Consider the following 26,151-nt stretch of genomic DNA (forward strand, 5'->3'; position numbering starts at 1 on the left):
TCGTGAGGGTCGGCTGCATCGGTCTCGGCGACATCGCACAGAAGGCCTATCTGCCCGTGCTCATGGCGCGGCCCGGTCTCGAGCCCCATCTGCACACCCGCACCCCGGCCACCCTCCAGCGGGTCGCCGACACCCACCGGGTGCCTGAGGCCCAGCGCCACACCGGCCTCGACTCACTGCTCGCCGCGGACCTCGACGCCGCGTTCGTGCACGCCCCGACCGCCGAGCACGCCGGGCTCGTCACCCGGCTGCTGGACGCCGGGGTGCCCACGTACGTCGACAAGCCGCTCGCCTACGAACTCGGGCAGAGCGAGCGGCTGGTGCGGCTGGCCGAGGACCGCGAGGTGAGCCTGATGGTCGGCTTCAACCGGCGCTACGCCCCCGGGTACGCGCAGTGCCGGGACCATCCGCGCGATCTGATCCTGATGCAGAAGAACCGCGTCGGCCTGCCCGAGGACCCGCGCACCCTCGTCCTGGACGACTTCATCCACGTCGTCGACACCCTGCGCTTCCTCGCCCCCGGCCCGGTCGACCACATCGACGTACGCGCCAGGATGTGCGACGGGCTGCTGCACCACGTCGTGCTCCAGCTGTCCGGCGACGGGTTCACCGCGCTCGGCGTGATGAACCGGATGAGCGGGTCCACCGAGGAGGTCCTGGAGGTCTCAGGGCAGGACACCAAGCGGCAGGTCGCCAACCTCGCCGAGATCACGGACCACAAGGGGCAGCCGAGCGTGCGCCGCCGCGGCGACTGGGTGCCGGTCGCCCGGCAGCGCGGCATCGAGCAGATCACCGACGCCTTCCTGGACGCCGTGCGCACCGGCAGGCGGCTCGACGCCTCGGACGCGCTGCGCACCCATGAACTGTGCGAGCGGGTGATCAGCGACGCGGTGAACGGCGCCTGACCACCCGGACCGCCTCCGTCGCCCCGTACACCGCGAGCGCGGCCAGCGCCGCGTACACCGTCAGCGGCCCGGTCCGCGCGTACGGGCTGGTGCCCTCCGCCAGCGGCACCGAGTAGACCTCCGCCGCGCTGGTGCCCGTACCCATCCGCTCGCCCACCGGCTCGCCGCGCGGGCCGAAGACCGCGCTCGTGCCGGTCAGCGTCGCGTGCACCATCGGCCGCCAGGTTTCCGCGGCGCGCAGCGCGGCCAGTGTGGCGTGCTGCTCGGGCGCCCAGCTCTGCTGGAACGTCGACGTCGCCGACTGGACGACCAGCACCTGCGCCCCGTGCCGCGCCAGATTGCGGCTCATGTCAGGGAACGCCGACTCGAAGCAGACCTCAGGACCGATCCGCAGGCCCCCCGGCAGCCGCATCACCGTCTGCTCGACTCCGCGATGCCGGTCCTCACCGGCCGCCTTGCCCACCGAGGTGACCCAGCCCAGCAGCCCTCGGGCCGGAACGTATTCGCCGAACGGCACCAGCCGCATCTTGTCGTAGCGGGCGCCGGTCGGCCCTTCCGGCCCGATCAGCACCGAACTCTTGTAGATGCCCGGCATATCGCTGCGCCGCGCGTCCACGTTGACCAGCAGATCCGCGCCCACCGAACGGGACAGCCCGCCCAGCCGCTTCGCCAGCCGCGGCCGGTCGCCGAGATCCGTGCCGACGCTGGACTCGCCCCACACCACGAGATCCGGATGGCGGGCGGCCAGCTGCCGGGTCAGCTCGACGCTGCGCTCAAGACGCGGCTCCGGCCCCTTGATCACACCCGGCTGCACCACCGCGATCCGCGCGGTCCCGCTCTCCTGCGGCACCGGCGCCCACGCCCACCCCCCGGCCGCCGCCGCACCGCACGCCGTGAGCCCGGCCACCGCGACGGTACGGGCCCGGGGCAGCGCGATCAGCAGGGCGAGCGCGACGTTCACCAGGACCAGCAGAAAGCCGACCAGCCACACCCCGCCCACCGACACCAGCCGCAGCGCGGCGGGAACCTGCCACTGGCTCGCCCCCAGCAGCGCCCACGGCCCGCCGAGGTACTGCCAGGACCGGACCAGCTCGGCCAGCAGCCACGCGGACGGCAGCACCACCAGCGCGGCGCCCGCCCGGCCCGGCCCCGGAGAGCCGTGCAGCAGCCGGTGCGTCACCGCGCCGAACGGCACCCACAACACGCCCAGCAGCAGCGCCAGCAGCACGATGAACACATGCAGGCTCGGCATCAGCCAGTGGTGGGCCGCGAGCAGGAACCCGGCCCCGCCCAGCCAGCCGTCGTACGCCGCGCGCCGCAGCGTGGGCGCCGAGCGGATCAGCAGCAGCCAGGGCACCAGGGCGACGTACGCGAACCACCACAGCGACGGCGCGGGAAACGCCAGCGCGGGCAGCGCGCCCGCGACCACCGCGGCCCCGCCGCGCCCCCAACGGGAGGCCAGCCACCGCCTCCGCACCTCGCCACGCACGCCGGATGCCCCCCTCCCGTTGGCATGGGACCAGTGTGCGCGAGGAAGCCGATCATGGATAGGGCGGGGACGCGCCGGAGCGTGCCTCATGCCGCACCCGGAAGGTCCTGCTCGGCCCAGATGAGCTTGCCGCCCTCGGCGTAGCGGGTGCCCCAGCGGCGGGTCATCTGCGCGACGAGGAACAGTCCGCGGCCGCCCTCGTCGGTGGTCCGGGCGTGGCGCAGCCGCGGCGAGGTGTTGCTGGCGTCCGCGACCTCGCAGATCAGCACGTCATGCCGGATCAGCCGCAGCCGGATGGGGCCGGTGCCGTGCCGTATCGCGTTGGTGACCAGCTCGCTGACGATCAGCTCGGTCGTCATCACCAGCTCCTCCAGACCCCATTCGGCGAGCTGGTGGACGGCGAGCGAGCGGGCGTTGGCGACCACGGCCGGGTCGCAGGGCAGGTCCCAGGAGACGACGTGCCCGGCGCCCAGCGCGTTCGTACGGGCCAGCAGCAGCGCCACGTCGTCCGACTGCGGACGGGTCAGCAGGGCGTCGACGACCGTCGAGCACAGCTCCTCCAGCGGCAGCCCGGGCTGCGCCAGGGCGTTGCTCAGCCGCCCGAGCCCGACGTCGATGTCCTGGTCGCAGGTCTCGATGAGGCCGTCCGTGAACAGCGCGATCAGACTGCCCGTGGGCAGCTCCAGCTCCGCCGACTCGAACGGCAGCGAACCGAGCCCCAGCGGGGGACCGGCGGGCAGCGGCGGATAGGAGACCGAGCCGCCGGGGTCCACCACCGCGGGCGGCGGATGCCCGGCCCGGGCCATCGTGCACCGCCGGGTGACCGGGTCGTACACCGCGTACAGACAGGTGGCGCCCAGCACCGCCGTGCCCACCCCCTCCTGCCCCGACTCCTCCTCGGTGAGCCGGATGACCAGGTCGTCCAGGTGGGCCAGCAGCTCCTCGGGCGGCAGGTCCATGTCGGCGAGCGTGTGCACGGCGGTGCGCAGCCGCCCCATCGTGGCCGCCGCGGTGATGCCGTGCCCGACCACGTCGCCGACCACCAGCGCCACCCGGGCCCCGGACAGCGGGATGACGTCGAACCAGTCGCCGCCGACCCCGTTGCGCGCGTCGGTGGGCAGATAGCGCGAGGCCACCTCCAGCGCCTGCCCGCCGGACAGGTCGTGCGGCAGCAGGCTGCGCTGCAGCGCGAGGGCCGCGGTGTGCTCGCGGCTGTAGCGGCGGGCGTTGTCCACGCACAGCGCGGCCCGTGTCACCAGCTCCTCGGCGAGCACCAGATCGTCCGGCTCGAAGGGGTCCGGATGCCGGGTGCGGACGAACGACGCCACACCCAGGATGGTGCCGCGCGCACAGATCGGGACCACCATCAGGGAGCGCATCCCGAACTCGTGGACCTTCCGGGTCCGCGCCGGGTCGTCGCCCGTCCACGCGTCCAGCGAGGCGTCCAGCTCCGGGTCGAGGATCGCCTCGCCCTCCAGGAAGCTGCACGCGAACGGCGACGCCGGGGAGATGGCGACCGCGTCCCCGGGCGTCGCGATGGACTCCGGGCAGCCCTCGTGGATGGAGGCCTGGCCCGCCCGCCGGAACGGGGGGAGGTGCCGGGTCCGCTGCGCCGGGGGCTCCTCGCCGCGCAGCACGGAGTCCAGCAGGTCGACGGTGACGAAGTCGGCGAGCCGGGGCACCGCGAACTCGGCCAGCTCCTGCGCGGTGCGCATCACGTCCAGGGTGCTGCCGATGTGCTCGCTGGCCTCGCTGAGCAGGGCGAGGCGCTCCCGGGCCCGCCAGCGGTCGGTGACGTCGATGCCCATGTAGCAGACGCCGACCGGATGGCCGTCCGCGTTGTCGAGGCGGAAGAAGGAGGTCGAGTACGCGTGCTCGTGGTGCGGCTCGGCCATGGTCCAGCCCCGGTACTCGTAGTCGATCACCGGGACGCCGGTCTCCAGCACCTGGCGCATCTTCGCCTCCAGCGCCTCGGTGTCCAGGCCCGGCAGCGAGTCCGCCATCCGTCGGCCCAGCCGCTGGTCGCGCGGGACGCCGCCGTAGCGCTCCAGGGTGTCGTTCATCCATACGTACCGCAGGTCCGGGCTGAGCACGGCCATCCCGATGGGGGAGCGGGTCAGGAACGCCTGGAGCAGCGATCCGCTGACCGCCCAGGTCGGGATCGTCGCCACGTCGATCGCCGAGATCAGCCAGCAGGTACGGTCGCTCAGCCCGGCCACCGGCGAGACCCGCAGGCCCACCGCGAGCCGGTGGCCGCACCTGTGCCGGACCTCCAGCAGCCCGCCCCAGCCGCCGTGCTCACCGCACTGCTCGGCGATGGACACCGCCTTCGCGGCGTCCTCCGGCGCGGCCAGCAGCATCGCGGCGGGCCGCTTCAGCACCTCCGGCGCCGGATAGCCCAGCAGCCGTTCCGCCGCTGTGGTCCAGCCGACGACGGTCCCCGTGGCGTCGAGCAGGGCCGTCGCCGCATCGGCCATGTCGAACGGGACATGCGCTTCGGTCGGCGCGATTCCCTCGGGGATGGCCATCGCACCCGTCCCATCTGCGGAGACATTTCCCTTAATACTATGACTCCTGGGCCTCCCCAGTCGTCAGCCGTGCGACGACCAGTGCGAGCAGGATGATCCCGCCGTAGATCGCCTGGATCCAGAAGGAGGACACCTGGGCGAGGGTGAGCAGATTCTCCAGCATGCCCAGCAACAGGGTGCCCAGCAGCGCGCCGAGCAGGGAACCCCGGCCGCCGCGGAGACTGATCCCGCCGATCACCGCGGCCGCGAACACCGTGAAGATCAGACCGCTGCCCTGGTTGGCGCCCACCGCGCCGACCCGCCCCGCGATGACCAGCCCGGCCAGCCCCGCCAGCGCCCCGCCGACCACCAGCACCGTCCAGCCGACCCGCGCGGTGCGGATGCCCGCCGCCCGGGCGGCGGGGGCGTTGCCGCCGATCGCGTACACCGCGCGGCCGAGCCGGTGGTAGCGCAGGACGAACCCGGCCAGCGCGAAGCACAGCGCGGTCACCCACGCCGAGACCGGCACCCCCAGCCACTCCCGCGAGCCGAGCGCGAAGAACGCGTCCGGCGCGTCGAACAGCGTCCTGCCGGAGACCAGGCCGATGAGGACGCCGCGCAGCACGATGTTCATCGCCAGGGTCACGATGAACCCGTTGAGCCCGAGCCCCACGATCAGCGCGCCGTTCACCGCCCCGATGGCCGCCCCCGCCAGCGGGATGAGCAGCAGCCCGACCCAGGTGGGCAGCTCGGTGCCGAAGCCCGCGGAGGCGGCCGGGATGACGACCAGGAAGCCGAGGGCGGGGGCCAGGCCCGCGATCGACTCCAGCGAGAGGTCCATCCGGCCGCTGATGAGGATCATCGCCTCGGCGAGCACCAGCAGCCCGAGCGCGGAGGACGCGCCCAGGATGTTGACCAGGTTGTCCCGGTCGAGGAAGTCGGGGTTGCCGACCGCGCCGATGATCAGCAGCAGGACGACGGCGGGCAGCAGCGCCAGATCGCGGATCCGGACCGGGACGAGGCGGCGGGCGCGGGTCGCCTGCGGCGCGCCCTCGGCGAGGTCATTCATGAGCGAGGCTGTTCGTGGATGAGGTCATTCATGGCCGAGGGTGACCCCTTCGATCGAGGCGACGAGTTCCCGGTCCGTCCAGCCCGCCCGGTGGGTGACGGTGATGAAGCCGCCCACCATCACCACCACCCGGTCACAGGCCCGCAGATCCCCCAGCTGATCGGAGACGATCAGCACCGCGCGCCCCTCGGCCCGGGCCCGCAGCGCGGTCTCCAGCAGATCGCGCTGGGACCGTACGTCCACCCCCGCCGTCGGGTCGATCAGCACCAGCACCCGGGGATCCGTGGCCAGCGCCCGGGCCATGACGGCCTTCTGCTGGTTGCCGCCGGACAGCGCGGTCACCCGCTGGGCCGGGCCCCGGGTGGTGATGCCGAGCCGTTCGATGGCCCGGCGGGCCACCGCGTCCCGCGCGGACGGCCGGATCAGCCCCCGGGGGCCGAGCCGGTCGCCGATGGGCAGCGTGATGTTGTCGGCCACCGACAGCAGCGGGATCAGCCCCTGCGCACGGCGGTCGCGCGGCAGACAGCCGACCCCGGCGGCGAGCGCCGAGGTGACGCTGCCGAGCCGCAGCGGACGGCCGAAGACCTCGATGCGCCCGGCGGTCGGCCGGTGCAGCCCGGCCAGCGCCTCGCCGAGCTGATGGCTGCCGGAGCCCGCGAGCCCGGCCAGCCCCACCACCTCACCGGCCCCGATGGTGAGGCTGACGTCGTGGAAGTACGCGCCGCTCAGCCGCTCGACCCGTACCGCCACCTCGCCCCCGGGGACGGGTGGGGGAGGTTTGCCCGGCCGGGCGGGGGCGGCCGGTTCGCCGGTCATCTCCTCGATCAGGGCCCGGGTGGGCAGTTCGCCGACCGGCGCGGTGACGATCCTGCGGGCGTCCCGGAAGACGGTGACGGCCTGGCAGATCTCGTACACCTCGCGCAGATGGTGCGAGATGTGCAGGAACGTGACCCCGGCGTCCTGGAGCCGCCGCATCCGCGCGAACAGCCGTGCCGTCGCCCGGCTGTCGAGCTGCGCCGTGGGCTCGTCCAGGATGACGAAGCGGGTGCCCCGGGAGAGCGCCCGCGCGATCTCCACCAGCTTGGCGTCCTCGACGCTCAGATCCCCGGCCCGCGCGCCCTCGTGCACGGGCACGCCCCAGGCGTCCAGCAGCGCGCGGGCCCGGCGGCGGGTCCGCCGCCAGCTGATCACCGAGGTGCGGGGGAGGACCGGCTGATGGCCCAGGAACAGGTTCTCCGCGACCGTCAGCTCGTTGATGATCATGGACTGCTGGTAGACGCAGGCCACCCGGCGCTGCCAGGCCGCCCGGTCCGCGGCGGCGGGGGCGGGCTCGCCCTCGAACCACACCGTGCCCGCGTCCGGCCGCTCCAGCCCGGTGACCACGGCGACCAGCGTGGACTTGCCCGCGCCGTTGCGCCCGACCAGGGCGTGGGTCTCGCCCGCCCGTACGGTGATGCCCGCGTCCCGCAGGGCCACCGTCGGCCCGTACCGCTTGGTGAGCCCGCGCGCCTCGCACAGCGGTGGCCGTTCGGTGGTCATTCGTTGTTGCCCCAGAGCCCCGGGTCGTTCACATTGGCCCGGGTCACCAGCGGCGCCGGAAGCTGATCCTCCAGGATGCCGGGCCGCACCTCGACGATGGTGCTGCCGTGATCGGTCCGCCCCTTCCGGAACGGCCTCCCGGCCATGGCCTGCTTGATGTAGACCATGGCGTACCGGGCGTAGAGGTCGGTGGGCTGCGAGACGGTCGCGTCGATCCACCCCTTGCGGATGGCGTCCAGCTCCTGCGGGATCCCGTCGTTGGAGACGATCGCGATATGGCCCCGGTGGCCCGCCGGGTGCAGCGCCCGGTGGCGCTGCAGCGTACGCAGCGTGGGGGCGAGGTATACGCCCCCGGCCTGCAGATAGATGCCCTTGATGTCGCGATTGGCGCTGTAGAGCGCCTCCAGCCCGGCCGCCGCCTTGTCCGCCTGCCATCCGGCGGCGATGTCGAGGATCCGGATGTGCGGATAGTGGCGCCGCATGCACTGGTCGAACGAGGCGGTGCGGTCGCGGCCGTTGACCGACGCCAGGTCGCCCTCGATCTGCACCACCTTGCCGCGTCCGCCGACGGCCCGGCCGAGGCTCCGGCACGCCTTCTCCCCGTACGCCCGGTTGTCGGCCCGCACCACGATCGCCACCTTGCCCCGGTCGGGGGCCACGTCGACGGCCACGACCGGGACGCCGCGCCGCTGCGCGGCCCTCAGGCCGGTGACGATCGCGGCGGAGTCGATGGGGGAGACGACCAGGCCGTCGATGTTCTGGGCGAGTAGATTGCGGATGTCGCCGACCTGGCGGCTCGCGTCGTTGTTGGAGTTCACGGTCGGCAGCACGCGGACGCCCACCTTGGCGGCCTGCCGGGGGATGTCGCGGTCGTACGCCTCCCAGAACGGCGAGGTGAGGAACGGCACCACGACGCCGACCCGCCGCCCGCCCTTGTCCCCCTCGGAACAGCCCGATGCGGCGGGGCCGCCGACCAGCACGAGGGCCATGGCGGCGGTGGCGAGGCGGTGGCGCGTCGTGCGCATCGTGCTCCCGGCTCCAGGTCGCGGAACGGCTTTCGAAGACCTCCCCGGCTGTGACCATACGACCGCCGGGCCCGCACACCAGGCGGGCCACGCCGCGCAACCGCCCCACCGGGGCCTTCCCCCAACCGGTCCTCAAGCGCCGGACGGGCTGGGGGTGCCGTCTGTTGGGGTGGCGGGTTTTTCCCCACCCCGCCCCTTCCCGATCCGGGGCTCCGCCCCGTGCCCCGGTCCTCAAGCGCCGGACGGGCTGGGGGTGCGGGTGCTCTGTCCCGGGTCCTGGTCCTCAAGGGCCGGACGGGTTGGGGGTGTGGGGTGCTCTGTCCCGGGTCCTGGTGCTCAAGGGCCGGACGGGTTGGGGGTGTGGGGTGCTCTGTCCCGGGTCCTGGTCCTCAAGGGCCGGACGGGCTGGAGAATCAGCCCGTCCGGCGCTTGAGGACACACGCCCGGAGGGCGTCCGGGGGTCAGGGGGCGGAGCCCCCTGGTTCGGGAAGGGGCGGGTAGGGGACAGGCCGCCGCAGGCCCTACGCCCAGGCCGCGCCGTCCGGGTACGCGTACGTCCGTAGCGCCTCGGGGCGCAGGGCCGAGCTGAAGCCGGGGGTCGTGGGGGCCTGGTAGTGGCCCGCGGTGACGATCGCCGGGTCGAGGAAGTGCTCATGCAAATGCTCGGTGTATTCGATGGCCCGGTCCCGCCGGGTCCCCGAGACCGCGACGTAGTCGAACATGGCCAGGTGCCGGACCAGTTCGGACAGCCCAACACCGCCGGCATGCGGCCACACCGGCACCCCGAACTCCGCCGCCAGCAGCAGGATCGCGAGGTTTTCGTTGACGCCACCGACCCGGCAGGCGTCCAGCTGGAGCACATCGAGCGCGTCCGCCTGCAGCAGCTGTTTGAAGATGACCCGGTTCGCCACGTGCTCGCCCGCCGCGACCTTCACGGGTGCGACGGCGCGACGGATCGCGGCCAGCCCGATGATCTCGTCCGGGCTGGTCGGCTCCTCGATCCAGTACGGGGCGAAGGGGGCCAGCGCCCGGGTCCGCTCGACCGCCTCGCCGACCTCCCAGCGCTGGTTGGCGTCGAGCGCCAGCCGGATGCCGGGGCCGATGGCCTCGCGGGCGATCCGGCAGCGCCGGAGGTCGTCGCCGGGGTCGGCGCCGACCTTCAGCTTGATCTGGGTGAAGCCGTCGGCGACGGCCGCCCGCGCCGCGCGGGCGAGCCGGTCGTCGTCGTAGCCGAGCCAGCCGCAGGAGGTGAGGTACGCGGGGTAGCCCTCGGCCCGCAGCCGGGCCTCGCGCCCGGCCTTGCCGGGGGCGGCGCGGCGCAGGATCCGCAGGGCGGCGTCGGGGGTCAGCGCGTCGGCGAGGTAGCGGAAGTCGGCGAGGGCGACCAGTTCCTCCGGGGGCAGATCGGACAGCAGCTTCCACAGCGGCTTACCGGCCCGCTTGGCGGTGAGGTCCCACAGGGCGTTCATTACCGCCGCGACCGCCATGTGGGTGACGCCCTTCTCCGGGCCCAGCCAGCGCAGCTGCCCGTCGTCGGCGAGCGCCCGGTAGACGTCGGCCAGACCGGCGGGCAGACCGGGCAGCTCGGTGCCGACCAGCCGGGGGCGCAGCGCGTCGATGGCCGCGACCTCGACCTCGTTGCCGCGGCCGATGGTGAAGCAGAAGCCGTGCCCCTCCAGCCCGTCCCCGGCGTCGGTGCGGACGATCACGTACGCGGTCGAGTAGTCCGGGTCGGGGTGGCTGGCGTCCGACCCATGGAGCCAGCGCGACGTGGGAAAGCGGATGTCATGGGTATCGAGCGCCGTGATCCGTGTCCTCGTCGTCTTCATCCTCGTCGCCGTGCGTGCGGCCATCAGCAGCCCTCTCGGCAGCCCCTCAATCGCAGTCTCCGACCCGAAGGGCGAAAAGTCCATATGTGGGCAAACAGGGCACAGGCTGGCTGGATTCATTCGCGACGCGGCCGAATCATTCGCCGCATCAGAAGCCTTGACAACGCTTTGGCGCACAGCTGAGGATCCTCGGGTGAACTTGTCAGACAGCCAGACAGGCGCTGAATCGTTTCCTCGTCGCGTGAGTGCCATGGAAGCGGTCCTCAGCCACCTCCGGGGTGCCATCGAGCGCGGCGACTACGCGGTGGGGGACAAACTCCCCTCCGAGGTCGAGCTGTGCCGTCGCCTGGAGGTGAGCCGCCCGGTGCTCCGCGAGGCCCTGCGGGCCCTGCAGACCATGGGGCTCACCGCCTCGCGCACCGGCAAGGGCACGTTCGTCATCTCCAGCGGTCCGGTACAGGACCCCACCTTCGGGGACTACGCCGCGAGCGACCTGCTGGAGGTGCGTCGGCACATCGAGATCCCCGTCGCGGGCTACGCGGCACTGCGCCGCTCCGTCGAGGATCTCGACCACCTCTCCCATCTGCTGGACCGGATGGAGCGGGAAACCGACACCACCGCCTGGGTGGCGATGGACACCACGTTCCATCTCGCCGTCGCCCAGGCGGCGCAGAACCCGGTCTTCCGCAGGGTCATCGAGGAGATCCGCGATGCCCTGGCACGGCAGTCGGCGTTTCTCAACGAACTCGGCGGCCGCCGGGAGCAGTCCAACCGTGAACACCGGGCGATCGTCGAGGCGCTCGCCGACGGGTCCGAACACGACGCGGTGGCGGCGATGACCCACCACCTCGAACGGGTCGAGACCACCCTGACCTCCATCGTGCGCCCCGCTTCGGCGGACGGCGTGTGATGCATACCAACGGAAGGCGGACAGCAGGCGTGAGCGAGCAGTCCCTCCGGCAGGAAGAACGCCACGGCGAAGGGCCCGATCAGCCCCAGCATGTCGATGCCGGCGACGCCGGCTACAGCAAGTCCCTCAAGGCCCGGCATGTCAACATGATCGCCATCGGCGGTGCCATCGGAACCGGGCTGTTCCTCGGCGCCGGAGGGCGCCTGAAGGACGCCGGGCCCTCGCTGGCCCTGGCGTACGCGGTCTGCGGCCTCTTCGCCTTCCTGGTGGTGCGGGCGCTCGGCGAGCTGGTGCTGCACCGGCCGTCCTCGGGCGCGTTCGTCTCCTACGCCCGGGAGTTCCTCGGCGAGAAGGGCGCCTACGTCGCGGGCTGGATGTACTTCCTCAACTGGTCCACCACCGGCATCGCCGACATCACCGCCGTCGCGACGTACACCCACTACTGGGGCATGTTCTCCGACATACCGCAGTGGGTGATCGCGCTGATCGCGCTCGCCGTCGTGCTGACGGTGAACCTCATCTCCGTGAAGATCTTCGGTGAGCTGGAGTTCTGGTTCGCCATCATCAAGGTCGGCGCGCTCGTCCTCTTCATGGCGATCGGCATCTTCCTGCTGGTCAGCCGACACCCGGTGGACGGTCAGGCCACCGGGCCCAGCATGATCACCGAGCACGGCGGCCTGTTCCCGCACGGCGCGCTGCCCATGCTGCTGGTCATCCAGGGCGTCGTCTTCGCCTACGCCTCCGTCGAACTCGTCGGCGTCGCCGCGGGCGAGACCCTGGAGCCGGAGAAGATCATGCCCAAGGCGATCAACTCCATCATGTGGCGCGTCGCCGTCTTCTACGTCGGCTCCGTGGTGCTGCTCTCCATGCTGATGCCCTCCGACGCCTACTCCGGCGACCAGAGCCCCTTCGTCACCGTGCTCTCCAAGCTCGGGGTGCCCGCGGCCAGCGATGTGATGAACCTCGTCGTGCTGACCGCCGCGATGTCCAGCCTCAACTCCGGCCTCTACTCCACCGGCCGCATCCTGCGCTCGATGGCCATGGCGGGCTCCGCGCCCAAGTTCACCGGCAAGATGAGCCGCACCCAGGTGCCCTACGGCGGCATCCTCCTCACCTCCGCGGTCTGTGTGCTGGGCGTCGGCCTCAACTTCGTCGTGCCCAAGGAAGCGTTCGAGATCGTGCTCAACTTCGCGGCGCTCGGCATCCTCTCCACCTGGGCGATCATCATGATCTGCCATCTGCTCTTCTGGCGCCGCGCCAAGGCCGGTCACGTCACCCGGCCCAGCTACCGGCTCCCCGGCTCGCCGTACACCGAGATCGTCACCCTCGGCTTCCTCCTCTCCGTCATGGTCCTGATGTGGGCCGACGGCGGACCCAGCCGACTCACCGTGATGGCGCTCCCTGGTATCGCGCTGGCCCTGGTCATCGGCTGGTTCTGTACCAGGGGCCGGGTGCAATCCGTCCGCGACGAGGCGGCGGCGACCAAGGAATAGACCGGCCCGGCGCCGGGGAAACCCCCGGACCAGGCCGATGAACCAACCCGTGAACCACCCCGACGACCGGAGCAACACCACCACCATGAATCACACCCCCCGGCCGCACACCGACGACGCTCGCCCCACCCCGGCCGAGCCCCCCGTCATCCGCGAACCCCGCCATGTGCCGGTCGCCCATGTCGTACGCGCTGGTGTGATCGAGGGCGTGCACCATGGGTCGGCGGTCGTGCTGGCCGCCGACGGCAAGGTCGCGTTCCAGACCGGCGACATCGACGCCGCGTTCTACCCGCGCTCCGCGCTCAAGCCCGTACAGGCCGTCGCGCTGCTGCGCGCCGGGCTGCCGCTGGACGGCGCGCTGCTCTCGCTCACCGCCGCCAGCCACTCCGGCCAGGACACCCATCTGGCCGGGGCCCGGCGCATCCTGGACGAGGCCGGTCTCACCGAGGACGAGCTGCGCAACACCCCCGACCTGCCGTACGGCTCCGCCATGCGCGAGGCGTGGCTGCGCGCCGACCGCAAGCCCTCCCGGCTGGCGCAGAACTGCTCCGGCAAGCACGCCGCGATGCTGTACACGGCGAAGCTGCGCGGCTGGTCGCTGGAGGACTACCTCGACCCGGCCCACCCGCTCCAGCAGGTGATCGCCGAGACCGTGGAGGAGCTGACCGGACAGCGGGTCGCCCAGGTGACCATCGACGGCTGCGGCGCGCCGCTGTTCTCCGTCTCCCCGCTCGGCCTCGCCCGCGCCGCCGCCGCCATCGCCTCGGCCGCCCCGGACACCCCGGAGGGCCGGGTCGCGGACGCCATGCGCGCCTACCCCGAGATGGCGTCCGGCGACGACCGGGACGTCGCCCGGCTGATGCGCAAGGTCCCCGGGCTGCTCGCCAAGGACGGCTTCGAGGGCGTGCAGCTGGCCGGGCTGTCCGATGGCCGGGCCGTCGTCGTCAAGATCGCCGACGGCGCCGACCGCGCCCGGATGCCGGTGGCGGCGGCCGCGCTCGCCCACTGCGGCATAGCGCCCGACGTCCTCGCCGAGTTCGCCACCGCCCCGGTCGTCGGCGGCGACTCCACGGTCGGCCGGCTCCAGGCCACCGACGCCTTCGCCCTGCCCACGGCCTGATCCGCCCGTTCCCACCCTCACTCGCAAGGAACCACGCACAGCCATGACCGCTGACCCCGGCTCACGCCGCGAACACGACCTGCTCGGCGACCGCGACGTCCCCGCCGACGCGTACTGGGGCATCCACACCCTGCGCGCCTGCGAGAACTTCCCGATCACCGGCACCTCCATCGCCGCCTACCCGCACCTGATCAGCGCCCTGGCGGCCGTCAAGGAGGCAGCGGCCCGCGCCAACGAGGACCTGGGCCTGCTCTCCTCGCTCAAGGCCGACGCCATCGCCGCGGCCTGCCAGGAGATACGCCGAGGTGAACTGCACGACCAGTTCACCGTGGACGTGATCCAGGGCGGCGCCGGTACCTCGACGAACATGAACGCCAACGAGGTCATCGCCAACCGGGCCCTGGAGATCCTCGGCCACGAAAAGGGCGAGTACGGCATCCTCCACCCCAACGAGGACGTCAACCTCAGCCAGTCCACCAACGACGTCTACCCGACCGCCGTCAACGTCTCCACGATCATCGCCGTCCGTGAGCTGCACGCGGCCATGGAGACGCTGCGGCTCGCCTTCGCCGCCAAGGCCGAGGAGTTCCGCGACATCCTGAAGATGGGCCGCACCCAGCTCCAGGACGCGGTGCCCATGACGCTCGGCCAGGAGTTCTCCTCGTACGCCGTGATGCTGGAGGAGGACCAGAGCCGGTTGCTGGAGGCCTCCGGCCTGGTGCACGAGATCAACCTCGGCGCGACCGCGATCGGCACCGGCCTCAACGCCCCCAAGGGCTATGCCGAGGCCGCTCGCGGGCATCTGGAGGACATCACCGGGCTGCCGCTGATCACCGCCGCGAACCTGGTGGAGGCCACCCAGGACTGCGGGGCGTTCGTCCATCTGTCGGGCGTTCTCAAGCGGATCGCGGTCAAGCTGTCCAAGAGCTGCAACGATCTGCGGCTGCTCTCCTCGGGTCCGCGCGCCGGGCTCAATGAGATCAACCTGCCGCCGGTGCAGGCCGGTTCGAGCATCATGCCCGGCAAGGTCAACCCGGTCATCCCCGAGGTCGTCAACCAGGTGGCGTTCGAGGTGATCGGCAACGACGTGGCCATCACCATGGCCGCCGAGGCCGGACAGCTCCAGCTCAACGCCTTCGAGCCGATCATCCTGCACTCACTCTCGGAGAGCGTCACCCACCTGCGCGCCGCCTGCCTGGTCCTCGCCGACCGGTGCGTCTCCGGCATCACCGCCAACGCCGACGAGCTGCGCGCCACCGTCGAGAACTCCATCGGCCTGGTCACCGCACTCAACCCGTACATCGGCTACAGCGCGGCCACCAGCATCGCCAAGGAGGCCCTGGCCACCGGGCGCGGTGTGGCCGAACTCGTCCTGGAGAAGGGCCTGCTGCCCGCCGAGCGCCTCGCCGAGGTGCTGAGCCCGGAGGAGGTCGCGGGCACGCGCTAGGACGTACGCGCTAGAAGACGGGCGCGGTCCGCAGCCGGGCGACCGCCGGGGCCACGCTGAACGGCAGGAGATCCTGCCGCCGGTCCGGCCCCCGCACCTCGACGCGGATCCGGTCCGCGAACCGGTAGGGGCGGTGCGTGAGCACCGCCCCGAGCCGTCCGCGCAGCCGCGACATCGCCGCCCGCACCGTGACCGTACGCGTCGGGTCGCCGAACAGGTCGTCGGCGAGCTGCGCCGCCGTGCGCCCCTCGGGGTGCGCGGCGAGCACCAGCAGCAGTTCGGCGTGGCGCGCGCTGAGCCCGTGCGTCCAGGTGCCGGAGGGGCCCGAGAAGGTCAGCGACCAGTGGTGCCGGTCGCGTACGTCCAGCACCAGGTGGCCCGGACCGGCGGGCGCCGCCGGGTCGCCGTCCTCGCCGTCGAGCACCCGCAGCAGATGACCGCCGGGCAGCGGTTCCACCGCGCACGTACCCAGCGCGGGCAGCCAGACCGGCCCGTACGGCGCCTCCCGCGCCGCCTTGGGCAGCGGCAGCCGGTGGTCCCGGGGGCTGACGCCGGTGACGGCGGCGACCCAGCCGTGCCGGTCCACCACGGCGGCCTTGCCGGGGATGCGGGCGAGGACGGGCGCGGCGAGGGCGCGCAGCGCGTCCAGCTCGCGGCTGTGGGCTAGCCGCAGTTCGCCCTCGGCCCACCGGGCGGTCGCCGTGACCAGGGAGAGCACGGTGGGGTGGGCCGTCGGCGCGGGCCCGCTGATGTCGATGACGCCGAGCAGCTGCCCGTCCCGGGGATCGCGCACCGGCGCGGCGGCGCAGCTCCAGGTGTGGAAGGCGCGGACGAAGTGCTCCGCGGAGTGCACCCGCACCGGGGCCCGGACGGCGAGCGCGGTGCCGATCCCGCTGGTCCCCGCCGTCTCCTCGGCCCAGTGCGCGCCCTCGGTGAGGGCGATCCCCTCCGCGTGGCGGCGGATCCCGCGATGGCCGTCGATCCACAGCACCCGGCCGTCGGCATCCGCGATGATCATGATGTGCTGGGCCGCCTCCGCCGCCTCCAGCAGCCCGCTGTGCAGGGTCGGCAGCACATCGGCCAGCCGCGTCGCCTGCCTGCGCCGCTCCAGCTCGTCCAGACTGAGCAGCCCCCGGTCGTCGCCCCGGTCCGGGTCGAGGCCGAGCCGCAGCATCCGGTCCCAGGACTGGCCGATCACCGGGCGCGCGGGCAGCGGGAGCCTGCCCCGGCTCAGCGCGGCGTCCCGTATGACGGCCATCAGCCGGGCCGACTCGGCGGGGCTCAGCGCGGCCAGGGGGTCGCCCGGGCGCGTGGCTTCAGTTCGCATGGATTGCGGCCTTTCGTTCCGCCGCGAATGATGCAGGCCGCCCCGCCACGGCGGCGGGCAGCGGCGTCCGCCGGAAGCCGGACGCCGCATGCCATGGTGCGGCCTCAAGTCCATGACGACCAGGGCTGCTTGCCGCCGATTGTAGTGAAGTGTACGGACGTGGCGCCCCGGTCGCGGTCAGCAGTCGGTGGGGGAGAGGGACTGCTCAGCCCAGATCGTCTTGCCGCTGCCGGTCTGCCGGGTGCCCCAGCTCTGGGTCAGCTGCGCCACCAGCAGCAGGCCGCGGCCGCCCTCGTCGAAGGTGCGGGCCCGGCGCAGATGCGGCGCGGTGCCGCTGCCGTCGGACACCTCGCAGATGAGGGTGCGGTCATGGATCAGCCGCAGCTGGATGGGCGCCTTGGCGTGCCGGATGGCGTTGGTGATCAGCTCGCTGACCACCAGCTCGGTGGTGAACACGGCGTCCTCCAGCCCCCACGCCGCCAGCTGCGCGGAGACGTCCCGGCGGGCCTGCGCCACCAGCGAGGGGTCGGCGGGCAGGTCCCAGGTCGCCACGTGGTCGGCGTCCAGGGCCCGGGTGCGGGCGAGCAGCAGCGCCACGTCGTCCTCCGGGCGGCTGGGCAGCATCTTGCTGATCACGACGTCACAGAGGGCGTCCAGCGAGTCGGCGGGCTGGGCCAGCGCGGAGCGCAGCGTGTCCAGCGCCCGGTCGACGTCCTGGTCGCGGGACTCGATCAGGCCATCGGTGTACAGCGCGAGCAGGCTGCCCTCGGCCAGCTCCACCTCGACCGTCTCGAACGGCAGGCTGCCGAGCCCCAGCGGCGGGCCGCCGGGCAGGTCGAGCAGGTCCACCGAACCGTCGGGGGACACCACGGCGGGCGGCGGATGGCCCGCGCGGGCGATCGAACAGCGCCGGGAGACCGGGTCGTAGACCGCGTACAGACAGGTGGCGCCGATGTCCCCGCTGATGGCCCCAGCGGCCGCCGGGCCCTGGGCGGTCTCCGCCTCCGCGGACAGATGGTTGACCATGTCGTCGAGATGGGTGAGCAGCTCGTCGGGGGCCAGGTCGACATCGGCGAGGGTACGGACCGCCGTACGCAGCCGTCCCATGGTCGCCGACGCCTGCACCCCGTGGCCGACCACATCGCCCACCACCAGCGCGACCCGCGCCCCGGACAGCGGGATCACATCGAACCAGTCGCCGCCCACCCCGGCCTGCGGGCCCGCGGGCAGATAGCGGGAGGCGACCTCGACGGCCGCGCTGTGCGGCAGGGTCCGTGGCAGCAGGCTGCGCTGCAGGGCCAGGGCGGTGTTGCGCTCCCGGGTGTAGCGGCGGGCGTTGTCGATGCAGACCGCCGCCCGGGCCGTCATCTCCTCGGCGAGCAGCAGGTCGTCCTCCTCGAACGGCTCGGGGCGCTGGTGCCGGGAGAACGTGGCCACGCCGAGGGTGGTGCCGCGGGCGCGCAGCGGGATGGCCATCGTGGAGTGGAAGCCGAACTGATGGATCATCTCGGCCCGGTCCGGGGCCTGCGCCGCCCACCGGGAGACCGCCGGGTCCGTCACCCGGTTCAGCAGCCCCCGCTCCGCCTTCAGGCATTCGGCGGCGGGGGAGAAGTCCGGGTACGCGGCCACCTTCCCCACCTCGACCACGGCCTCCGGGGTGCCCGCGAACACCGACCGGGCGGCGACCCGCCGCAGCATGACATGGCTGGTCAGGGGGCCCGGGCGCGGTTCGCTGCCGCCGTGCACCGAGGGCAGCAGATCGAGGGTCACGAAGTCGGCCAGCTCAGGGACGGCCACATCGGCCAGCTCCTGCGCGGTCCGCTCGATGTCCAGGGTGGAGCCGATCCGGTTGCTCGCCTCGTTGAGCAGCAGCAGACGGCGCCGGGTGGTGTGCTGCGGGGTCCGGTCGTGCGCGGACAGCATCACGGCCGCCACCCGGCCCTCGCCGTCCCGCAGCGGGGCCAGCGAGGTCGACCAGGCGACCGGGCGGTCGTGGCCGGGCATCCGCAGGAACAGCTCGATGTGCTGCTCCTCGCCGGTCTCCAGCACCCGGCGCATCCGCTCCTCGGTCTCCTCCGCCTCGGGCCCGGGGGTGATCTCCGGGATCCGCAGCCCGCGGATCTCCTCCTGGGTGAGGCCCAGCACCCGTTCCATGTCCTGATTCGCCCAGCGCAGCCGCAGCCCGGTGTCGTACACCGCCATCGTGCACGGCCCCTGGGCGAAGCAGTGCCTCAGCAACTCCTCGTCCGCCAGCGGCCGTTCCGGCCGGGGGAGCGGGGAGACGATGAGCCATTCGGTGACGTCACGGGGAGCGTCATCGGGGGTGTCAGCGGCGTGAGCGGCGGCGTCGGTGGCGTTGGCGGGCGCGGTGACGCGGTGGGCCAGCAGCCCGGCTGTCACCCGGGAGCCGTCGCGGTGCAGCAGCGCCACCCGGCCACGGAACCGGTCGGGCGGACTCAGGTCGCGCAGGGTTTCGGCCACGGGCCGCGGATTGCCCTCGTCGGCGAGGAGAACGGCGGCCGATCTGCCCACGATCTCCTCGGGCCGGTATCCGAGCAGCCCTGCGGCCCCCTCGTTCCACTGGGTGACGATGCCGTGCCCGTCGACAGTGGCCCTGGCTGTGGACGCCTCGTCGATGAGGTCGTCCGACCGGACGGGCTGCTCGTGCGGCGGCGTGTCCGGTCGCGTCATGTGGTCATCTCACCCTTGCCCTCGGACTTCCGCCATGGGCAGATGACGGCCTCCACCGCCGCGCCCCTGGCGGGGAGTGAACCCATTTGGTCGCGCGTTCAAGTATGCCATCGGTGGCTGAATATCGGCATACGCGGAACGGGATCGACGATAACGCTCAGCAGTCGGCCCACCGGGCTCGCCCCCCGTTTTCCCTGGGCCGTCCGGCTGATGGCGGACCCCGGACCGGCCGAGGGGGAGTGAGCGGGGCGATCAGAGGAAGGGGAGAAAGGGAAGGACCGACACGAAAGGCGAGATCACCGCATGAGCACGGCAGCGAGCAGCAGAGCCGACGACCCGTCCCGGGACGGCGACGATACGTCCCACGGCGACACGGCCCACGAAGGCGGCACGGCCCAGGACGACACGTCCCACGAAGGCGACGGCACGCCTCCGCACCCGGGTGCCACGCCCCGTGGCCACCCCCACAGCTCGCACTACGGCGCCTTCGAGGCCGTCGTCCGCCCCGACGGCGGCCTCGACGTCACCCCCGACCCCCGCGACCCCCACCCCGCCGCGCTGCTGCGCAACGTGCCCGCCGCGCTCGGCCCCCGCGACCGGGTGCTCACCCCCTACGTGCGCCGGGGCTGGCTGGAGCACGGCCCCGGGCCCGACCCGGCCCGTGGCGGCGACGGCCATGTGCCCGTCCCCTGGGACGAGGTGATCCCGCTGCTGGCCCGCGAACTCGACCGGGTCCGCACCGACCACGGAAACCGGGCGATCTTCGGCGGTTCGTACGGCTGGGGCAGCGCGGGCCGCTTCCACCACGCGCAGAGCCAGATCCACCGGTTCCTCAACTGCCTCGGCGGCTACACCCGCTCCGTCAACACCTACAGCCTCGGCGCCGCCACCACCCTGCTGCGCCATGTGGTGGGGGACGACGCCCCGATCAGCAATCCCACCCCGCTGTCCGTGCTGGCCGAGCACACCGGTCTCTTTCTCTGCTTCGGCGGGATGCCAGCCAAGAACACGCAGGTCAACGCGGGCGGCATCAGCCGCCACCGGACGGCCGACCTGCTGCGCGCGGCCCATGGCCGGGGCGCCCGCTTCATCCTGGTCAGCCCCCTGCGCGACGACCTCGCCGACGAGCTGGACGCCGAGTGGCTGGCACCCGTCCCCGGCACCGACACCGCGCTGATGCTGGCGCTGTGCCATGTGCTGATCGAGGAGGGCCGGTACGACGCGGACTTCTGCCGCCGCCACTGCGAGGGCTTCGACGCCTTCGCCCGCTACGTCCTCGGCCGGGACGGCTCCGCCGCCAAGACCCCGCGCTGGGCCGAGGAGATCTGCGGCATCCCGGCCGCCCGGATCGCCGCCCTCGCCCGGGAGCTGACCGAGCGGCGCACCATGGTCTCCCTCAGCTGGTCGCTCCAGCGCGCCCACCGAGGCGAGCAGCCGCTGTGGGCGGGCATCGCGCTGGCCTGCCTGCTCGGCCAGATCGGGCTGCCCGGCGGCGGTTTCGCCCATGGGTACGGCGCCACCGGCGGCACCGGCGCCGGGACGCTCCCGTACAAGCTGCCCACCCTGGACCAGGGCACCAACCCGGTCCCCGACTTCATCCCCGTCGCCCGGATCGCCGATCTGCTGCTGCACCCGGGCGAGGAGTACGCGTACGACGGGGGCCGCTACACCTACCCCGACATCCGGCTCGTCCACTGGGCCGGTGGCAACCCGTTCCACCACCACCAGGACCTCGGACGGCTGCGCCGCGCCTTCGCCCGCCCGGACACGGTCGTGGTCCACGAGCCGCACTGGACGGCCACCGCCCGCCACGCCGACATCGTGCTGCCCGCCACCACCACCCTGGAGCGCGAGGACATCGGCGGCGCCAAACAGGACACCGCGCTCATCGCCATGCACCGCGTCGCCGACCCGGTCGGCGAGGCCCGCGACGACTACCGGATCCTCAGCGACCTCGCCGCCGAACTCGGCGTCGGCCACGCCTTCACCGAGGGCCGCGACGCGCGCGGCTGGCTGGAACACCTCTACGAGAGCTGGCGCCGGGGCCTGCCGCCGGAGTACGCGCCCGAGGAGGACTTCAAGACCTTCTGGCGCGCGGGCCGCGTCCCGCTGCGGTCCCTGCGCGAACAGCGCACCCTGTACGCCGGGTTCCGCGCCGACCCCGAGGGCGCGGCGCTGGCCACGCCGAGCGGCCGCATCGAGCTGTACTCGGCCACCATCGCCTCGTACGGCTACGACGACTGCCCGGGCCACCCCGCCTGGCTGCCGCCGGAGCCACCCGATCCCGATGACGACGCGGCCCCGGGCGCGTACCCCCTGCACCTGGTCGCCAACAACCCGCCGACCCGGCTGCACAGCCAGCTCGACCAGGGTGAACTCAGCGCCTCCTCCAAGGTCCGCGGCCGCGAACCGGCCCGGATGCACCCCGGCGACGCGGCGGCGCGCGGCGTGCGCGACGGCGACGTGGTGCGCGTCCGCTCCACCGTGGGCAGCTGCCTGGCCGGGGCCGTGCTCAGCGACGCGGTGCGGCCGGGCGTGATCCAACTGGCCACCGGCGCCTGGTTCGACCCCTCCGCCCCCGAGGTGGCCACCTGCGTCCACGGCAACCCCAACGCGGTGACCCGCGACACCGGCACCTCCCGGCTCGCCCAGGGCTGCACCGGCCAGCTCGCCCGGGTCGAGGTCGAACGCTACGACGGACCGCTGCCCGCCGTCCGGGCCCACGAGATGTCACATTGAGGACAGGGACGAAGCGCTCCCGGGGGAGCGGAGCGGGTCGTGATGCCATCTTGTGGACAAACGGAATATCGGTGTCGATGCGGCGCTAAGCTTTCCGCTCATCGGACACTTCCGGGAGGTCACGTTGGTACAAGGCAAGCCTGAACGTGCCGCGTTGACCGCCCGGCTGACGGAGCTGTACCCGGAGGCGAGAACCGTCCGGCGGCTGATGCAGATGTCCGGAATCCCCACGGGCATGGTGGACTTCGGGGGCGGCGCGCTGGACCTGTGGCACGCCACGCTGCGCGAGGCGGACAACCGGGGCAAGCGCGCGGCCCTGCTCACCATCATGGTCGGCGAGTTCCCGGACGACGAGCTGCTGCGCCGGGCGCTGGCCCGCGCGCTCGACGTCCCCGCGCCGCCCGCCGCGACCCCCGCCCCGCCCGGGGTGGGGTCCGTCGACGGTGCCGAGAAGCTGATGGGTGCTCAGAGCACCCTGCTGCCGCTGGCGTTCCTGGAGAGCGGGCTGCGGGCGGCGGGCGCCGTGGGGCTGTTGCGGAACGACGTGGAAGCGCTGGGCACCGGCTTCCTGGCGGCGGGCGACCTCGTCGTCACCGCGGGCCATGTCCTCCCGGACAAGGCGGCCGCCGAGAGCGCCCGCCTCGTCCTCGGCTACCAGGAGGGACTGGACGGCGAGATCGACGGCGGGACGTCGTACGCCCTCGCCCCGGACCTCGGCTTCGCCACCTCCGAGCGCCACGACCTCACCGTCGTCCGCGCCCGGGAGCCGCTGACCGGGCGGTGGGGCGCGCTCACCTTCGCCCCGCCCGGGGCGCCGGTGCCGAAGCGGGTCAACATCGTCCAGCACCCCGGCGGCGCTCCCAAGAAGATCGCGCTCTACCACAACGTGGTCAGCCACGCGGACGAACACCGGCTGCTCTACTACACCGACACCCTGCCCGGCTCCTCCGGCTCCCCGGCCTTCGACGAGCGGTGGCGGGTGGTGGCCGTGCACCGCGCGGGCGGCCACCTCCCGGCCCCGGACGGCGCCGGGCACGTCTACAGCAACGAGGGCGTTCCGGTGCGGTGGCTGGCCGACCTGATCGCCTCCCTCGCACCCTGAGGCGACGGTGAGCGTGGCACTTCCGATCGGGCCGGAGCGAGAGATCCTGGCCGAACGAGCGCGCCTCCAGTGGTGCCCCGTCCTCGTGACGGAGCTGGCCGGACGCCTGGAGACCGCCGCCCGCGCCCGGATGCTGCTCGCCCGCGCCCAGATCGACGTCGTGTGGCCCGCCGACCACGGCGCCGCGCTGGTGCCGCAGCTGTTCGCCGTGTTCGAGCACCGGGTGCATCTGCCCGCCGTCATGCGGCGGCTGTTCGACGCGCTGGAGCAGGACTACGGCGGTCCGCAGCCCTGGATCACCGCGCTGCGGGACGCCTACGACGCCCTCCCCGGCGGCGCCCCGGCCCCGCTGCCCGCCGTCGTCCCCGGGCTGCTCGGCGCCGACGAGCGCCGGGACCTCGACGCGCTGCTGGACGATCCCCGCTGCCCCACCGACCCGGACCAGCTGTGCGAGGTGCTGTGGGCCGCCGCCTCGTCCCTCGGCGTCCTGGTGGCCAAGGACGGTCTGCTCGCCGCCGAGCAGGCCCGCAGCGTGACCGCCCTCGTCGACGACCTGGACGCGCGCAACAGCCCCGACACCCGGGTCCCGCCGCTGCTGGTCTTCCTGGAACACCTCGCCGCCCGCGCGGAGGACCCCGTACGGGGTGAACTGCGTGCCTGGATCGACACCGCGGCCGGCCGCCGCACCGGCCGGATGCCCGCCGACCGGCTCACCGAGGAGCGTGGCGCCGCCACGTCCGCGGCCGATGCCGCCTCGCCCCCGTACACCAGCTGTCTGGTCCGCGCCGAGCGCTGCGACCCCGGCGGCGACCGCTACCGGCTCGCCGCCTGGCTCTACCGGGGGGAGCGCTGCCTGGGCATCAAGCTCCAGGACGACACCCCGCACCCGGCGGAGGCGATCCCCGCCGCGGCCGAGCGGCTCATCTCCCGGCTCCAGCCCTTCGTCCAGCATCTCGGCCCCGAGTGCCTGCTCTTCGAATTCCTGCTGCCCTGGGAGGCGCTGGGCTGGCCGGTCGACGAGTGGAACCTGCGCGGCGGCGGCGAGCTGGCCGTGCCCCGCCCCATCGGCCGTTGCGTGCCGGTCGTCGTCCGCTCCCTGGACCGGCTGCGGGACGGCTGGTCCACCGCCCAGTGGCTGGCCCGCTGGGAGCGGCTGGGCGAGCCGCCCGCCGACGAGGGCCCGCCGCCCGGACCGCACTGGCTGCACGGCGACGGCACCCCGCCCGAGGAGACCGGACGATGCGGCCCGGCCGACCCGGAGCAGGAGCCCCTGATCGGTGACGCCGCCGCCCTCCAGGCGCTCGCCGGGCAAGTGGCCGACCGCGAGGACATCAGCTGCCTCTTCCTCACCTACCCCTACCCGCACCTGGCCGCCGTCCCGGACGCCCTGCTGTGCGCCATCCAGGAGGGCGTGCCCGCCGCCGTGTGGTGGCGGCCCGGCCCGAACGGCGCCGCCTCGCCCGGGCGGCCCACGCGGGTGGCCAAACTCGTCGTCGCGGACGGCGGCCTGGCCGGGCTGCCCGGCACCGTACTGGCCCTGCGCCGACAGGCGGCGCGGTGCCCGGAGGAAGCCCACGACGGCGCGGGGATCGCGGTGCTGTGGGACAACCCCGGCTGGCACCCCGAACGGCTCAGACGACTCGGGGGCCCGCGGGCCCACCAAGGAGGCAAGCGATGAACGCGGACGACCGGCAGCCGCCCGTCACCACCGATCCCGAACGGCCCACGCCGCCCGCCTGGTGGATCTACTACGGGGACGGCGTCCGCCGCACCGACTGGACCCTGCCCGAACCCCCGCCCTGGCGCCGCTTCGACGGCGTCCGCCCCGAAACCGGCGAGGACCCGGGCGGGGCGGCCGAACCCTGCTGCGACGGGCACACCACCGAGGGCACCGGCCGCACCGGCGTGGCCACCACCTACCGCGCCGAGCCCGAAGAGGCCCGGATGGTCAACGCCGCCATCCATCTGCGCCGCCCGCTCCTGGTCACCGGCAAACCCGGCACCGGGAAGTCCACCCTCGCCCACGGCATCGCCCATGAACTGGGCCTCGGCCGCGTCCTCCACTGGTCCGTCACCAGCCGCACCACCCTCGCCGACGGGCTGTACGCGTACGACGCCATCGGCCGCCTCCAGGACGAGAAGCGCGACCACGGCGAGCAGGGCCAAAAGCGCGACCACGACATCGGGACCTATCTGCGGCTCGGCCCCCTCGGCACCGCGCTGCTCCCCTCCGACCGCCCCCGCGTCCTGCTCATCGACGAACTCGACAAGGGCGACGTCGACCTGCCCAACGACCTCCTCTCGGTGCTGGAGGACGGGCAGTTCACCATCCCCGAACTCCAGCGGTACCCCGCCTGCGACATCCGCGTGATGACCGACGACGGACTGCGCCGCGAACCGGTCCGGCACGGGCGGGTGCGCTGCGCCGAGTTCCCCGTCGTCGTCCTCACCAGCAACGGCGAGCGCGAGTTCCCGCCCGCCTTCGTCCGCCGCTGCGTCCGGCTGGACATCCGGCCGCCGTCCCGGCAGAAGCTGGACCGCATCGTCGCGGCCCACCTCGGCCCGGAGGTGCTGCGCGCCTCCGAGGAACGGCTGACGGCCTTCGCGAAGGACCTGGAGGAGGGCCGCAAGCTCCTCGCCACCGACCAGTTGCTCAACACCCTCCGGCTGGAGCACACCGCCGACCACACCGGCGACCCCGAATGGCCCACGGTCCTGCGCGAACTGCTGCGCCCGCTGAACGACACCGCATGACCGATATCACCGAGGCGCTCGCCCTGGCGAGGCGATTCAGCGGCGACGAGGACCTGACGGTGCGCGAGGTCGCCGAACTGCTGTGGCTGGCCGGGCAGATCACCCCTGCCCGGCCGCCCGCCGCCGCGCCCCCGGACCCGCCGCCCGGTGACCAGCCCGCCCCGCCGCCCGCGCCCCCGGCCCCGCCGCCGCCCGGCGCCCAGCC

Annotated in this window: 18 protein-coding genes; 10 read left to right on the top strand and 8 right to left on the bottom strand. The window is 73.3% G+C overall.

The features are described from left to right. Positions 1–2 precede the first annotated feature (2 nt). Complete coding sequence (locus ACWC5C_RS39870) at positions 3–905, top strand: Gfo/Idh/MocA family protein (RefSeq protein ID WP_450883886.1); 903 nt, start codon at positions 3–5, stop codon at positions 903–905. Here the strand turns inward: ACWC5C_RS39870 and lnt are convergent. The 6 genes from lnt to ACWC5C_RS39900 form a co-directional block, all read right to left on the bottom strand. Next, complete coding sequence (gene lnt / locus ACWC5C_RS39875; RefSeq protein WP_450883888.1) at positions 880–2,484, bottom strand: apolipoprotein N-acyltransferase; 1,605 nt, start codon at positions 2,482–2,484, stop codon at positions 880–882. The genes ACWC5C_RS39870 and lnt overlap by 26 nt on opposite strands. Beyond that, on the bottom strand, positions 2,481–4,922 hold the full coding sequence (locus ACWC5C_RS39880) for a SpoIIE family protein phosphatase (RefSeq protein ID WP_450883890.1): 2,442 nt from the start codon (positions 4,920–4,922) through the stop codon (positions 2,481–2,483). The genes lnt and ACWC5C_RS39880 overlap by 4 nt, the downstream gene beginning before the upstream one ends. 37 nt (positions 4,923–4,959) lie before the next feature. Beyond that, a complete protein-coding gene (locus tag ACWC5C_RS39885; RefSeq protein ID WP_450883892.1) occupies positions 4,960–5,970 on the bottom strand; it encodes an ABC transporter permease in 1,011 nt (336 codons plus the stop codon). Between the two features lie 24 nt (positions 5,971–5,994). Then, positions 5,995–7,509, bottom strand: coding sequence for a sugar ABC transporter ATP-binding protein (locus tag ACWC5C_RS39890; RefSeq protein ID WP_450883894.1), 1,515 nt, complete (start codon positions 7,507–7,509; stop codon positions 5,995–5,997). Continuing rightward, positions 7,506–8,534: a sugar ABC transporter substrate-binding protein gene (locus tag ACWC5C_RS39895; RefSeq protein ID WP_450883896.1), complete on the bottom strand. Its 1,029-nt coding sequence runs from the start codon at positions 8,532–8,534 to the stop codon at positions 7,506–7,508. Before ACWC5C_RS39895 ends, ACWC5C_RS39890 begins: the two co-directional genes overlap by 4 nt. A 521-nt stretch (positions 8,535–9,055) precedes the next feature. Further along, entirely contained in the window at positions 9,056–10,363 is a 1,308-nt protein-coding gene (locus ACWC5C_RS39900) for an enolase C-terminal domain-like protein (RefSeq protein ID WP_450883916.1), read from the bottom strand. A gap of 250 nt (positions 10,364–10,613) precedes the next feature. Between ACWC5C_RS39900 and ACWC5C_RS39905 the strand changes: the two genes are divergently transcribed. From ACWC5C_RS39905 to aspA, 4 genes are all read left to right on the top strand, one after another. Then, a complete protein-coding gene (locus ACWC5C_RS39905; protein ID WP_450883918.1) occupies positions 10,614–11,273 on the top strand; it encodes a FadR/GntR family transcriptional regulator in 660 nt (219 codons plus the stop codon). A 29-nt stretch (positions 11,274–11,302) separates the two neighbouring features. Beyond that, positions 11,303–12,766 (top strand): amino acid permease, encoded by a 1,464-nt coding sequence (locus ACWC5C_RS39910; RefSeq protein WP_450883898.1) that lies wholly within the window; start codon positions 11,303–11,305, stop codon positions 12,764–12,766. 85 nt (positions 12,767–12,851) lie between these two features. Beyond that, positions 12,852–13,886 (top strand): asparaginase, encoded by a 1,035-nt coding sequence (locus ACWC5C_RS39915; RefSeq protein ID WP_450883920.1) that lies wholly within the window; start codon positions 12,852–12,854, stop codon positions 13,884–13,886. A 43-nt stretch (positions 13,887–13,929) separates the two neighbouring features. Next, positions 13,930–15,333: an aspartate ammonia-lyase gene (gene aspA / locus ACWC5C_RS39920; protein WP_450883900.1), complete on the top strand. Its 1,404-nt coding sequence runs from the start codon at positions 13,930–13,932 to the stop codon at positions 15,331–15,333. Positions 15,334–15,343: 10 nt separating this feature from the next. On the opposite strand, the gene ACWC5C_RS39925 is transcribed toward aspA, so the two are convergent. After that, positions 15,344–16,660, bottom strand: coding sequence for a GAF domain-containing protein (locus ACWC5C_RS39925; RefSeq protein WP_450883902.1), 1,317 nt, complete (start codon positions 16,658–16,660; stop codon positions 15,344–15,346). A gap of 177 nt (positions 16,661–16,837) precedes the next feature. Beyond that, positions 16,838–19,351 (bottom strand): SpoIIE family protein phosphatase, encoded by a 2,514-nt coding sequence (locus ACWC5C_RS39930; protein WP_450883904.1) that lies wholly within the window; start codon positions 19,349–19,351, stop codon positions 16,838–16,840. A gap of 303 nt (positions 19,352–19,654) precedes the next feature. On the opposite strand from ACWC5C_RS39930, the gene ACWC5C_RS39935 reads away from it, so the two are divergent. The 5 genes from ACWC5C_RS39935 to ACWC5C_RS39955 form a co-directional block, all read left to right on the top strand. Then, a complete protein-coding gene (locus ACWC5C_RS39935) occupies positions 19,655–22,090 on the top strand; it encodes a molybdopterin-dependent oxidoreductase (protein ID WP_450883906.1) in 2,436 nt (811 codons plus the stop codon). Between the two features lie 154 nt (positions 22,091–22,244). After that, on the top strand, positions 22,245–23,192 hold the full coding sequence (locus tag ACWC5C_RS39940) for a trypsin-like serine peptidase (RefSeq protein ID WP_450883908.1): 948 nt from the start codon (positions 22,245–22,247) through the stop codon (positions 23,190–23,192). A 13-nt stretch (positions 23,193–23,205) separates the two neighbouring features. After that, positions 23,206–24,870 carry a VMAP-C domain-containing protein gene (locus ACWC5C_RS39945; RefSeq protein WP_450883910.1) on the top strand — a complete coding sequence of 555 codons (1,665 nt, stop codon included), beginning with the start codon at positions 23,206–23,208 and terminating at the stop codon, positions 24,868–24,870. Beyond that, positions 24,867–25,946, top strand: coding sequence for an AAA family ATPase (locus tag ACWC5C_RS39950; protein WP_450883912.1), 1,080 nt, complete (start codon positions 24,867–24,869; stop codon positions 25,944–25,946). The genes ACWC5C_RS39945 and ACWC5C_RS39950 overlap by 4 nt, the downstream gene beginning before the upstream one ends. After that, positions 25,943–26,151 (top strand): hypothetical protein (locus ACWC5C_RS39955; protein WP_450883914.1); only part of this gene is annotated, 209 nt, incomplete at its 3' end. The genes ACWC5C_RS39950 and ACWC5C_RS39955, both read left to right, overlap by 4 nt.

This window comes from Streptomyces sp. NPDC001700 (assembly GCF_053596435.1).

Excerpts from the sequence above, each read along its gene's own strand:
- ACWC5C_RS39900 (WP_450883916.1), bottom strand. The coding sequence starts at position 10,363 with ATGAAGACGACGAGGACACGGATCACGGCGCTCGATACCCATGACATC.
- lnt (WP_450883888.1), bottom strand. The coding sequence starts at position 2,484 with ATGAGGCACGCTCCGGCGCGTCCCCGCCCTATCCATGATCGGCTTCCT.
- ACWC5C_RS39890 (WP_450883894.1), bottom strand. The coding sequence starts at position 7,509 with ATGACCACCGAACGGCCACCGCTGTGCGAGGCGCGCGGGCTCACCAAG.
- aspA (WP_450883900.1), top strand. The coding sequence starts at position 13,930 with ATGACCGCTGACCCCGGCTCACGCCGCGAACACGACCTGCTCGGCGAC.
- ACWC5C_RS39895 (WP_450883896.1), bottom strand. The coding sequence starts at position 8,534 with ATGCGCACGACGCGCCACCGCCTCGCCACCGCCGCCATGGCCCTCGTG.
- ACWC5C_RS39880 (WP_450883890.1), bottom strand. The coding sequence starts at position 4,922 with ATGGCCATCCCCGAGGGAATCGCGCCGACCGAAGCGCATGTCCCGTTC.
- ACWC5C_RS39905 (WP_450883918.1), top strand. The coding sequence starts at position 10,614 with ATGGAAGCGGTCCTCAGCCACCTCCGGGGTGCCATCGAGCGCGGCGAC.
- ACWC5C_RS39925 (WP_450883902.1), bottom strand. The coding sequence starts at position 16,660 with ATGCGAACTGAAGCCACGCGCCCGGGCGACCCCCTGGCCGCGCTGAGC.
- ACWC5C_RS39885 (WP_450883892.1), bottom strand. The coding sequence starts at position 5,970 with ATGAATGACCTCGCCGAGGGCGCGCCGCAGGCGACCCGCGCCCGCCGC.
- ACWC5C_RS39935 (WP_450883906.1), top strand. The coding sequence starts at position 19,655 with ATGAGCACGGCAGCGAGCAGCAGAGCCGACGACCCGTCCCGGGACGGC.
- ACWC5C_RS39915 (WP_450883920.1), top strand. The coding sequence starts at position 12,852 with ATGAATCACACCCCCCGGCCGCACACCGACGACGCTCGCCCCACCCCG.
- ACWC5C_RS39930 (WP_450883904.1), bottom strand. The coding sequence starts at position 19,351 with ATGACGCGACCGGACACGCCGCCGCACGAGCAGCCCGTCCGGTCGGAC.
- ACWC5C_RS39950 (WP_450883912.1), top strand. The coding sequence starts at position 24,867 with ATGAACGCGGACGACCGGCAGCCGCCCGTCACCACCGATCCCGAACGG.